Origin of the sequence: Mesorhizobium sp. M1066 (genome assembly GCF_040318635.1) — a bacterium.
GTDB lineage: Bacteria > Pseudomonadota > Alphaproteobacteria > Rhizobiales > Rhizobiaceae > Mesorhizobium.
The window spans coordinates 177,674-189,630 of the sequence record NZ_JAMYMR010000009.1; the positions used below are offsets into that span (position 1 = coordinate 177,674).

An 11,957-nucleotide genomic window follows, 5' to 3' on the forward strand; every position below is an offset into this window, starting at 1 on the left:
CCATGTCGAGGGACTAGCAACACATCTGTTCGAGCGGAAACCCTGCCATGCTTCAACGGCATCTGGTATATGACTAGCGAAGCCATCTAGCGAGTAGTGCCCTTGAACTGGCATCTTAAGGACGCGAAGAACAATCTGTCGAAATTCGTACGGCAGGCGCGGGAACAAGGGCCACAAACCATCACGGTGCGCGGAAAGCCAACTGCTGTCGTACTCTCCCCCGAGAACTACGACCGACTGGTCGGCGCAACACCTTCGCTTGCGGAATATCTTCTCTCAGGTCCCGTGTGGGATGACGACTTCGTCGAGGAGGTCAATCGCCGCCCGAAGACGAAGATCCGAGTTATAGACTTATAATCCGCATACTCATGCGAACCTCGTTCGGTGAATGCAGCGGGCGCTTTCTGATGGCGGCATTAGATGCGGTGAGGGGTTATAGGCCAACTCGGCGGGCTCGTTGAGCCAGCAATTGGAAACGAAACGTACCGTTCCTATTTGCTTTGCGTCATCACAAACTCTCTGGAGCCGCCACCATGCGTTACAATCAGCTTGGAAATACGGGGATGTTCGTCTCCGAAATCTGCCTCGGCACCATGACCTTCGGTGCTGCCGGTGAAAATGCCCAATGGGGCCTGATCGCCAGTCTCGACCAGAGGGGCGTCAACGAGATCGTTGCCCATTCGCTCGCCGCCGGCGTCAATTTCTTCGATACGGCCGACGTCTACTCCTTTGGCGAATCCGAACGGCTGCTCGGCCAGTCGCTCAGGGATCTCGGCGTGAACAGGCAGAATGTGGTCATCGCCACCAAAGCCCACGGCGCCATGGGCGACGGTCCGAACCAGCGCGGCTCTTCACGCGGCCACATCATGGATTCGGTCGATGCCAGCCTGAAGCGGCTGCAACTCGACCATATCGATCTTTACCAGCTGCACGGCACCGACACCGTGACGCCGATCGACGAAACGCTGCGGGCGCTCGACGATCTCGTTGCCAGCGGCAAGGTTCGCTATGTCGGCGTCTCCAACTGGGCGGCATGGCGCATCGCCAAGGCGCTCGGCATCGCCGAGCGCAAGGGCTTTGCCCGTTTCGAGACCGTGCAGTCCTACTATTCGATCGCCGGCCGCGACCTCGAGCGCGAGATCGTGCCGCTGCTCAACGAGGAGAAGCTCGGCCTGATGGTGTGGTCGCCGATGGCCGGTGGCCTGCTCTCCGGCAAGTACGGCCCCGGCGCGCCCGGCAATGGCGAAGGCCGCCGCGCGTCCTTCAACTTCCCGCCGGTCAATGAGGACCGTGCCTGGGCGACCGTTACCGTCATGCGCGAAATCGCCAAAAAGCATGATGTCAGCGTCGCCACGGTGGCGCTCGGCTATGTCCTGGCCAAGCCCTTCGTGATGAGCGTCATCATCGGCGCCAGCCGCATGGAGCAGCTGGAGCAGAACCTTGCCGCGACGGAAGTGAAGCTCGACAGCGACGATCTGCTTCGTCTCGACGAGGTCAGCGCCCTGCCGTCCGAATATCCCGGCTGGATGCTGGAGCGCCAGGCAGCGGGCCGCCGCCCGGCGCCGTTCACGCCGAAAGCATAAATACAGCCCACGCTGACATCCCGGGAGCCGTGGCTCCCGGGATGTCAGGTCAGCCGGACGCTCTCACCCAGAAAATCGAGAAAGGCACGCACCCGCGCCGGCAGATGCCGGCCCTGGCCGACATAGACGGCGTGGGTGGGCTCCTCGTCACCGGGATTGAATGCCTCCAGCAGCGACACCAGCCGACCGGCGGCGATATCGGCCGCCACATGCCAGTGGGCCAGCCGGGCGACGCCCGCGCCCGCCAGCGCCATCAGCCGCATCGCCTCGCCATCGCTGACCAGCGTGTTGCCGGTGATGGGAACCATGATGGCGCGGCCGTCCGCGTCGAGGAACGGCCAGCCATCGATATGCCTGACGAACCCGAAGCCCATGCGGTTGTGCCTGTCGAGATCCGCTGGCGTCAGCGGCGTGCCGTGCGCCTCCAGATAGGAAGGTGCTGCAACGACGACCACCGGGCTTTGCCCGAGCTTGCGCGCCACCAGCCGTGACTCACTCAGCGGCCCGGCACGGATGGCGACATCGGCCCGTTCCGCCATCAGGTCGATGACGCTGTCGGTCAGCACCAGATCGACTGAGATTTCGGGGTAGCGTTCGAGGAACCGAGGCAGAAGCGGGATCAGCCGGTGCACTCCGAAGGGCACGTAGCTGTTGACGCGCAAACGTCCGCGCGGTGAAGCACCCGCCGCTGCCTCCTGCTCGGCCGCCGCCATGTCGGCGAGGATGCGCAGGCCGCTGTCGTAGAAGGCTGTGCCTTCCGGCGTCAGTTGCAGCTTTCGCGTCGAACGGCTGACCAGCCGCGCGCCAAGCCGGGCCTCCAGCCGCGCGATCAGCTTGCTCACCGCCGATGGCGTCATGCGCAAGGCGCGTGCGGCAGAGGAAAAACTGCCTTCCTCGACAACGCGCACGAACACTTCGATCTCACCGGAGCGATTGATGTCGGGTCTGGCCATTTGTGAATCTATTTCACAGAAAATGTGCCCAAGGCAAGTCTGGTTCACAATGCGTCGCAGCACGATCTCACGGGTCGGGGCGCGGGACGGCGCTCTTCCTCATCGAAGTGGAAATCGCCATGCCTCTTGCTCTTTACGGCCTTGCCGCCGGTGCCTTCGGCATCGGCGTCACCGAATTTGTCATCATGGGTCTGCTGCTCGATGTCAGCAAGGATCTCGGCGTTTCGATCACGGCCGCCGGCCAGCTCATTTCGGGCTATGCGCTCGGCGTCGTCATCGGCGCGCCCCTGCTGACCATCGCCACCGGCAACTGGCCACGCAAGACCGTGCTTCTGGCGCTGATGGCGATCTTCACGCTTGGCAATCTCGCCTGTGCACTGGCGCCCGACTACTGGACGCTGATGGGCGCCCGCATCATCACCGCCTTCGCCCATGGCACCTTCTTCGGCGTCGGCTCTGTCGTCGCCACCGGGCTGGTCGCGCCCAACAGACAAGCCTCGGCGATCGCACTGATGTTCACCGGGCTGACCATCGCCAACATCCTCGGTGTGCCCTTCGGCACCTGGCTCGGCCAGGCCTTCGGCTGGCGGGCGACCTTCTGGGCGGTGACACTGGTCGGTCTGGCGGCCTTCGCCATCATCCTGGCTCTGGTGCCGCGCAGCCGGACGGCGCCCGAAAAGAGCGATCTGCGCGCCGATCTCGCCGTTTTGCGCCGCACGCCTGTCCTGCTCGGTCTTGCCACCACCGTGCTCGGCTATGCCGGTGTCTTCGCCGTCTTCACCTATATCGCGCCGCTGCTGACCGAGATCAGCGGCTTCAAGGAAGCGGCCGTGTCGCCGATCCTGCTCGTCTTCGGTGGCGGCCTCATTGCCGGCAATTTGCTTGGCGGCAAGATCGCCGACCGCTGGCTGGTGCCGGCCGTGCTGGGCAGTCTCGTGGTGCTGGCCCTGGTGCTTGCAACCATGACCTTCGCCATCCACAGCCAGGTCATGGCCGTCATCTATGTCGGCCTGCTCGGCGCTGCCGCCTTCGCCACAGTTGCGCCGCTACAGATGTGGGTGCTGGAAAAGGCACAAGGTGCCGGTCAGAGCCTCGCCTCGTCCTTCAACATCGCCGCCTTCAATCTCGGCAACGCCGCAGGCGCCTGGCTTGGTGGTGCGGTGATTGCCCATGGTCTTGGTCTGGGTTCCCTCACCTGGGTCGCCGCCCTGCTGCCGCTCGCGGCACTCGCCGTGGCGGGACTGGCGCTGCGTCTCGATCGCACCGTCACGCTCGGCGAGCCTGCCTCCATCCGGTCGTGACCGTCCTCTGCAAACCCGCTTTCCACACCCTTCGTTCCACAGGAGTAAAAAGATGGACTACCGACGTCTCGGTGCATCGGGCCTGAAAGTGCCCGCACTCTCATTTGGCGCGGGAACCTTTGGCGGTTCCGGCCCGCTGTTCGGCGCCTGGGGCAACAGCGATGCCAGGGAAGCGCGGCGGCTGATCGACATTTGCCTGGAGGCCGGCGTCAACCTGTTCGACACCGCCGACGTCTATTCGAACGGCGCTTCTGAACAGGTGCTGGGCGAAGCCATAAAAGGCCGCCGCGACGCCGTGCTGATCTCGACCAAGACCGCGCTGCCGATGGGCGACGGGCCGGCCGACTATGGCTCGTCTCGGTCGCGGCTGATCAGATCCGTGAATGATGCGCTGAGGCGCCTCGGCACCGATTACATCGACCTGCTGCAGCTGCACGCCTTCGATGCCGGCACACCGATCGAGGAGGTTCTGTCGACGCTGGGCGAATTGGTTCGCGCCGGCAAGCTGCGCTATGTCGGCGTCTCCAATTTCTCCGGCTGGCAGGTGATGAAGTCGTTGGCGCAGGCCGACAGCCAAGGCTATCCGCGCTATGTCGCGCATCAGGTCTACTATTCGCTGGTCGGCCGCGACTATGAGTGGGAACTGATGCCGCTCGGCCTCGACCAGGGCGTCGGCGCGCTGGTGTGGAGCCCGCTCGGCTGGGGCCGCCTGACCGGCAAGATCCGCCGTGGCCAGTCCTTGCCGGAAAAGAGCCGGCTGCACGACACGGCAAGCTTCGGACCGCCGGTCGAGGACGAGCATCTCTATCGGGTGATGGATGCGCTCGATGCGGTGGCGCTGGAGACCGGCAAGACCGTGCCGCAGATCGCCATCAACTGGCTGCTGCAGCGCCCGACCGTTTCCTCCGTCATCATCGGCGCCCGCAACGAGGAGCAGCTGCGCCAGAACCTCGGCGCCGTCGGCTGGACCTTGACGCCGGAGCAGATGAAAAAGCTCGACACGGCGAGCGAAATTACCGCGCCCTACCCCTATTTCCCCTATCGTCGCCAGGAAGGTTTCGCCCGGCTCAACCCGCCGGTGGTGTGATTAAGTCGCAGTCCTACGTTCCGGGGCCGCTATAGGCATTGGGGAGTAGCCGTAGCCCCTCAACTTCGTCATCCACGGGCGGAGCAGCCGCGAAGCGGCGTCGCGAAGACCCGAGGATCCATGCCGCGACTTTGGCCGTAAAGTGCAGCGGAGCAGAACTCTGCACCGTTGTGACGCTTCGGAGTCCCGGCATGGATCCTCGGGTCTGCGCCGCGTCGCTTCGCTCCTTGCTTCGCCCGTGGATGACGACGCGATGGGCGTTTGCGCCAACCAATAATGGTCGATAAAATGCCTGCCTACTGCTCTTAGTGCAGCACGAACTCCCCATCCACCTTGCGCCATTCATTCGGCGCGATCAGCTTCTGGTGGGTGTAGCTGATCGAATGCAGCGGCCCGTCCAGCTTGGCCTTCCAGAATTCGATGAACTTGATCAGCACCGGAAACTTCGGCGCCAGATCGTAGTCCTGCCAGATGAAGCTCTGCAGCAGATGCGGGTGATCGGGAAAGTGATAAAGAATCTTGGCCGTGGTCAAGCCATAGCCTTTGAGCATCAGGTCCATTTCGGCATGGTCGCGCATGACGGTCCCCAGGTTGATTCGCCTGTCCTCCCACGGCTGATTGTGCGCGCCGCTGATTAACCGTCTATTGATTTTTTCTTCATCTGAACCGGCTTTAACATGCGAAAACATGCAGTTAGCAGCGAACCTATTCGAGTGCTGACAGCCTTGGAGAAGCCCCCTGCGGCATCCCGCCGCGCGAATCCAACGTCTAATGTTGCCGTAACGGCGGAACTGGTAATAATGCCGCCGAATTCGCGGCCGTGTCGCCGCGATCCCGCCGACATTTCAAGCCGGCGACGATTGGTTCGGGAGGAAAGTCAGGAATGTCCGAGGTTCATGTCCATCGCGTCCAGCCGGCGTGGAAGAAAAACGCGCTGATCGACAATGACACCTACCTGAAATGGTATGCCGACAGCCTCAAGAACCCGGACAAATTCTGGGGCAAGCACGGCAAGCGCATCGACTGGTTCAAGCCCTTCAGCAAGGTCAAGAACACCTCCTTCGACGGCAAGGTCTCGATCAAATGGTTCGAGGACGGACTGACCAATGTCTCCTACAACTGCATCGACCGTCACCTGAAGAAGCGCGGCGACCAGACCGCCATCATCTGGGAAGGCGACAATCCCTACGACGACAAGAAGATCACCTACAACGAACTCTACGAGCACGTCTGCCGGCTTGCCAATGTGATGAAGAAGCACGGCGTCAAGAAGGGCGACCGCGTCACCATCTACATGCCGATGATCCCGGAAGCCGCCTATGCGATGCTGGCCTGCACACGCATCGGCGCCGTCCATTCGATCGTCTTCGGCGGTTTCTCGCCGGATGCGCTGGCCGGTCGCATCGACGACTGCAAGTCGACCTTCGTCATCACCGCTGATGAAGGCCTGCGCGGCGGCAAGCCGATCCCTTTGAAGGAAAACACCGACAAGGCGATCGAGATCGCCGCGAAAGCCGGAACGAAAGTCGAAAAGGTGGTGGTCGTGCGCCGCACCGGCGGCAAGACCGGCTGGGTTCCCGGCCGCGACGTCTGGTACCACGACGAGATCGCGACGGTGAAAGCCGAATGCAAGCCCGAGAGGATGAAGGCCGAGGACCCGCTGTTCATCCTTTACACATCGGGCTCGACCGGCAAGCCGAAGGGCGTGCTGCACACCACCGCCGGCTATCTCGTCTACGTCTCGATGACGCACCAATATGTCTTCGACTACCATGACGGCGACATCTACTGGTGCACCGCCGATGTTGGCTGGGTCACCGGCCACAGCTACATCGTCTATGGCCCGCTCGCCAACGGCGCCACCACGCTGATGTTCGAAGGCGTGCCGAACTATCCGTCGCAGTCGCGCTTCTGGGAAGTCATCGACAAGCACAAGGTCAATATCTTCTACACCGCGCCGACGGCATTGCGCGCGCTGATGGGCGCCGGCGATGCGCACGTAAAGAAGACGTCGCGCAAGTCGCTGCGCGTGCTGGGTTCGGTCGGCGAGCCTATCAATCCGGAAGCCTGGGAGTGGTATTTCAACATCGTCGGCAACGGCAAGGTTCCGATCGTCGACACATGGTGGCAGACCGAGACCGGCGGCATCCTGATCACGCCGCTGCCGGGCGCCACCGACCTCAAGGCGGGTTCGGCGACACGGCCCTTCTTCGGCGTCAAGCCGCAGCTGGTCGACGGCGAGGGCAAGGTGCTGGAAGGGGCTGCCGACGGCAATCTGTGCATCACCGATTCCTGGCCGGGCCAGATGCGCACCGTCTATGGCGATCATGATCGCTTCGTGCAGACCTATTTTTCGACCTACAAGGGCAAGTACTTCACCGGCGACGGCTGCCGCCGCGACGCCGATGGCTATTACTGGATCACCGGCCGCGTCGACGACGTCATCAACGTCTCCGGCCATCGCATGGGCACGGCCGAGGTCGAATCCGCACTGGTCAGCCACGACAAGGTTTCGGAAGCCGCCGTCGTCGGCTATCCGCACGACATCAAGGGCCAGGGCATCTACTGCTACGTCACGCTGATGGCCGGCGAGCAGCCGAGCGAGGAGCTGCGCAAGGAGTTGGTTGCCCATGTCCGCAAGGAGATCGGCGCCATCGCTTCGCCCGACAAGCTCCAGTTCGCGCCCGGCCTGCCGAAGACGCGCTCCGGCAAGATCATGCGCCGCATCTTGCGCAAGATCGCAGAGGACGATTTCTCCGCCCTCGGCGATACCTCGACACTTGCCGATCCAGCCGTGGTCGACGACCTGGTTGCCAACCGGCAGAACAAGAAGAGCTGATGCAGGCCGCGCTCGGCACTGTCAGTGAACTCTGGCGCTATCCGGCGAGTTCGCTTGCCGGCGAGCGTCGGGAAACAATCTCGGTCGATATCGAGAGCATCGAGGGCGACCGCATGTTCGGCCTCGTCGACGCGTCCGACAATGAGATCGCGCGACCGGACCGCGACCCGAAATGGCACAAGGTGCCGCGCATCCGCACCCGGCTGTCGCCGACCCTGGAACTCGAGATCGCCGTTCCCGGGGACAACTGGCTGGCTGCGCCAAGTATCGAGAGCGACCGCGCGGTGTCGGCCTATCTCGGCTTCGAGGCCTCGATCCGGCCGTTTCGCCGCGAGAATGCCGCGCCCAGCTATTCCGGCCCGCTGACCGCGGAGCGCTACCGCAAGGCGCCCATCCATCTGTTGACCACCGCCTCGCTGGCACGGCTCAAAGCGTTGCACCCGGAAGGGGTCGTCGACCCACGCCGCTTCCGCCCCAACATCGTCGTCGACATGGCGGCAATCGAAGGTTCATTTCCCGAAACGGAATGGATCGGCCGCAAGCTTGCCGTCGGCGATCTCCTGCTGACCATCTCGGAACCCTGCCGCCGCTGCGGTTTCACCATCGTCGCCCAGGATGGCTTCGATCATGATCCGGCGATCCTGCGCAACCTTGTCCGCCATAACGCCCACAATCTCGGCGTCTACTGTACGGTCGACCGGCCGGCGCGCGTCGAAGTCGGCGACGCGATGCGCTTCCTGTAAGCTATCGATACAGATCCGCCCGCGTCGGCGGCAGGCCGCTTGGACCACGCGCGCGCTTGGTCACGACGGTCTGGAAAATCTGTGCCGAGGCACGTTCGAAGGTGATCGAACAGCCCGTCAGGTAAAGCAGCCATAGCCGTGCCTTGGCTTCGCCCACCTCGGCGATTGCCTCGTCGAAACGCGCATGCAGGCGCTCGGCCCACAGGCGACAGGTGCGGGCGTAATGCTCGCGCAGATTCTCCACGTCGTAGACCAGGAAGCCGTGCGCCTCGAGATTGCCTGTTGTCATGCCGATCGTGTCGAGTTCGCCGCCGGGGAAAATGTATTTGATCAGCGCCTTGAACTCCGGCCCCTTGCGCAGGGTCTTCTTCATGTCGCCCTTGCTGCGCCGGGTGATGGCGTGGTGCAGATAGATGCCGCCGGGCTTCAGCAGGCGATGAATGGTCTTGAAATAAGTGGCGTGGTTGGCGAGCCCGAGATGCTCGAACATGCCGATCGACGAGATCTTGTCGAAGCTGCCTGTAAGCTCCGCATAGGATTTGATCTCGATGGTGATGCGGTCCTCCAGCCCCTCGGCGCGAATGCGCTCACGGGCCAGCTCGGTCTGGGCCTGCGACAGCGAGACACCGTGGCCGATGATGCCATAGTTCTTCGCGGCATGGATCAGCATCGCTCCCCAGCCACAGCCGATGTCGAGCAGTCGTTCGCCCGGCTTCAGCCGGAGTTTGCGGCAGATATGGTCGAGCTTGTCGATCTGCGCTTGATCGATGCTGTTGTCGAAATCCTTGAAGTAGCCGCAGCTGTAGACCATGCGCTCGTCGAGGAAGAGCCGGTAGAAGGCGTTCGAAATGTCGTAGTGATGCTGGATCGCCTCCTGGCTCGAGCCGCCGACATAAGGATTGCGCCCCGAAAGATCGGTCCGCGCCGTCATCTGCTTGCGTGCCAAAAGCACGGAAGGCAGGTCGCGCAGGATCGCCATTTTCGGCAGCGATTTGAGCTTGGTTCTGAGCTTGCCTTGCGACGGCAGGGCGTAGAAGTCGAAGATCGTCCCGTCTTCGATGTTGATCGTCTTGGAAATCCACATCTCGATCAGCGTCGACAGGGACGGTCGCTTCACGATCTGCCAGACGATGTCCTGGTCGTTGATGGTGAGCACCGGACCAGTGGCTGGGCCGATCCGCTCCCCGGTCCACAGCCTGACGGCAAAGCCCGGTTTCAGCGTCTCGACAACCGTCCGCACGATCCGCGCCGCTCTCTCGGCTGCTTCCATGCATTCCTCCCCACAGGGGCCGACCCGGGTTGCCGGCTCGGCTCTATGCCATGATCTTGCCTGCCCGGCCGACAGCCCGCAACCCAGTGTCGTGCCAAAAGCACCTTCCCGACTTTTTCAAACCTGCGCCTTGTCTTTTGCTGCAACGCACCCCATCATGAGTATGTGTTCAACAAATCGAAAGGAGGTGATCCGATGTCGAGTGATTTCGTTTTCCAGAACGTGGCCTCAGCGGATTGCACTTTCGGGAAGCAGTCTTCCCGTTAAGGCGCGAAATGCGCGGCGGGTGACCTCATAGGTCATCGCCATAGGGCCGCGCCACGGACGGAAACACGGAAGGCCGCCGGCTTCGAAAGAAGCGGCGGCCTTTTCCGTTTGCGGACTAGACTACTGGGTCAATGCGACCTTTTCGGTGTTGCGAATGATTTCCTGAAAGGCGTCGTCCAATTCGGCTCCGGTGGACACGTCGAAGAAATGCCTCTTGGCGGCGGACGTATCCTTCGACGAACAGTCCCTGAGCACCGCCTTTGCCTGGTCCCGCTCGGTTACCGACATGTCCTTGTCGTCCAGATCGAAGCCGATGGTGAAAATCTCGATGCCATCATTTTTCATGTTGTCGCACAGCGTTTCGGCGTTGCCGCGCGCAAGGTTGCCCTGGCTGTTGTACCTGTCCCCAGCGCCGGCGAAGGCGGTATTGAACTGGCCATCGGTCATCAGGATCGCGACCTTGGCGATCTTCTTCGGATCGGCATCCGAGGCGCCTTTGCCGAGACCGGCATTCCTGATTGCAGTGCGCCATTGCGGCGACAGCATATAATAGGTCCACTGAATGGCGATCGCGCCGGCCGTAAACCCATTGGCCCGGAAGTCGTCGATCGATTCAAGCAATGCATCGGATTCGGCGGTCAGGGGGATCACTTCCGCATCAGGGCACCTGTTCATGTCCCCGTCACCGAGATGGTCGTCCCGATTGACCAGCGCATAGTATTTCTTGCCGTTCCTGTCGGTGCGAACGGTATCCGGGCCGTCGGCGCTCATATCCGCGTTGCCGTTCTTGTCCTTGCGCTCGGTAGCGCAATTGTCGGGGCGTGGCATCGCCGCGCCGACAATGGAGATGTAGTCGCTGAAGGACGGCAGCAGATTTTTGCCTGTCTTGGCGACGAGAAGCGGACTGCCGGCGATGGGTGGGAGCTCAGAGCTGGCTTGCTTCTCGGCATAGACGTTTTCCGCCAGCTTGCCGGCGTTCACGCCAGATGCATAAGGCACGATCGCGACGCGGATGCGGGGGTTCTGCGGATCCTGCTTCTGCAGCATCGTCTGGACGGCGTTTTTTGCAGCTGCTTTCAAATCGCCGATTTTGTCGACCTTGCCGCGCTTGGCCATCGACCCCGTTATGTCGAGCATCATCGCCACTTCTACGGTCTTGTCCGAATAGAGCGCCGTCGTGGAGACGGCGACGCGTTTCATGTCGCCCGTGCCAAAAATCGGGAAATACAGCCCGACATCGACATGGGCGTCGGCCTGGACCGTCTTGGCGGTCCTGTTGACAGTCAGCTTGTCGAGCACGATTTGGTTGGCCTGCAGGATGCCTGCCGTGCTGTTGGCGTCGAGAAAAGCCTGCACCGATGTGTTGGCATCGGCTTCCTTGATGGCGCCGGTCGTCAGGTCGCGTGCCGTCGACGTGACCGCGGCGTCGACCACGCTCTGGAGGCTCGATCTGGCATTGTAGAGCTGCGATACGTTGACCGAGAAGCCGACAGCCAGCGCCAAGACCGAGGCGCTGAGGCCGAACAAGATTGCGAAATTTCCACCGCGATCCCTGGCGAACCCGCCGACCGCGTGAACAAGACCCCCGTAATTCCGCATCCTACAGCCTCCACTCGCCTCGGCCTCGTCGCCGCGGAAAGGGCAATGCAGGATTCCCGCCGGATGACGCCCTAGCTGGGCGGAGAGCTGGCTTTTCAGTAGCAAGTCACTGTTTTTGTTAAACTTTGGAACCAACAAAGGTGAACGGCTGGTAAACGGGAACGCGCCGTGGCGCTGGCGTTTACCAGCCGCTTACCATGATCTGGCCCGAGGCATCGCGACGCCGCCGACGGCGTCCTGTTGCGGCACAAGCTCACTGTGCCGAAGCGGACCATGTGTTCCGAAAGTTGCGGCCCGGAGAAAACCTCCTGACCA

The 11,957-nt window shown here is 62.3% G+C and carries 10 protein-coding genes; 6 read left to right on the top strand and 4 right to left on the bottom strand.

Annotated elements, in window-relative coordinates; all coding sequences use genetic code 11:
• The first annotated feature begins 102 nt into the window (after positions 1–102).
• Positions 103–357, top strand: a complete 255-nt coding sequence (locus tag NKH52_RS15570) for a type II toxin-antitoxin system Phd/YefM family antitoxin (RefSeq protein WP_023811747.1) — start codon at positions 103–105, stop codon at positions 355–357.
• 176 nt (positions 358–533) lie between these two features.
• The gene (locus tag NKH52_RS15575) at positions 534–1,583 is read left to right on the top strand and encodes an aldo/keto reductase (protein WP_128304067.1); all 1,050 of its coding nucleotides are present in this window, start codon (positions 534–536) and stop codon (positions 1,581–1,583) included.
• Positions 1,584–1,627: 44 nt separating this feature from the next.
• Here the strand turns inward: NKH52_RS15575 and NKH52_RS15580 are convergent, their stop codons facing one another.
• Entirely contained in the window at positions 1,628–2,536 is a 909-nt protein-coding gene (locus tag NKH52_RS15580) for a LysR family transcriptional regulator (RefSeq protein WP_023811745.1), read from the bottom strand.
• 119 nt (positions 2,537–2,655) lie between these two features.
• Here NKH52_RS15580 and NKH52_RS15585 point away from each other — a divergent pair, with 119 nt between their 5' ends.
• Both NKH52_RS15585 and NKH52_RS15590 read left to right on the top strand, forming a co-directional pair.
• A complete protein-coding gene (locus tag NKH52_RS15585) occupies positions 2,656–3,837 on the top strand; it encodes an MFS transporter (RefSeq protein ID WP_352730886.1) in 1,182 nt (393 codons plus the stop codon).
• A 52-nt stretch (positions 3,838–3,889) separates the two neighbouring features.
• Positions 3,890–4,924 carry an aldo/keto reductase gene (locus NKH52_RS15590; RefSeq protein WP_352730884.1) on the top strand — a complete coding sequence of 345 codons (1,035 nt, stop codon included), beginning with the start codon at positions 3,890–3,892 and terminating at the stop codon, positions 4,922–4,924.
• Between the two features lie 305 nt (positions 4,925–5,229).
• Here NKH52_RS15590 and NKH52_RS15595 read toward each other — a convergent pair whose 3' ends face one another.
• Positions 5,230–5,502 carry an usg protein gene (locus NKH52_RS15595; RefSeq protein ID WP_013529022.1) on the bottom strand — a complete coding sequence of 91 codons (273 nt, stop codon included), beginning with the start codon at positions 5,500–5,502 and terminating at the stop codon, positions 5,230–5,232.
• Positions 5,503–5,807: 305 nt separating this feature from the next.
• Between NKH52_RS15595 and acs the strand changes: the two genes are divergently transcribed.
• Positions 5,808–7,763 (top strand): acetate--CoA ligase, encoded by a 1,956-nt coding sequence (acs, locus tag NKH52_RS15600; protein ID WP_352730882.1) that lies wholly within the window; start codon positions 5,808–5,810, stop codon positions 7,761–7,763.
• Positions 7,763–8,506, top strand: a complete 744-nt coding sequence (locus NKH52_RS15605; protein ID WP_352730879.1) for an MOSC domain-containing protein — start codon at positions 7,763–7,765, stop codon at positions 8,504–8,506. The genes acs and NKH52_RS15605 overlap by 1 nt, the downstream gene beginning before the upstream one ends.
• A gap of 1 nt (position 8,507) precedes the next feature.
• On the opposite strand, the gene NKH52_RS15610 is transcribed toward NKH52_RS15605, so the two are convergent.
• Complete coding sequence (locus NKH52_RS15610) at positions 8,508–9,776, bottom strand: class I SAM-dependent methyltransferase (protein WP_352730876.1); 1,269 nt, start codon at positions 9,774–9,776, stop codon at positions 8,508–8,510.
• A 387-nt stretch (positions 9,777–10,163) separates the two neighbouring features.
• On the bottom strand, positions 10,164–11,642 hold the full coding sequence (locus NKH52_RS15615; protein ID WP_352730873.1) for a TadE/TadG family type IV pilus assembly protein: 1,479 nt from the start codon (positions 11,640–11,642) through the stop codon (positions 10,164–10,166).
• Between the last annotated feature and the right edge of the window lie 315 nt (positions 11,643–11,957).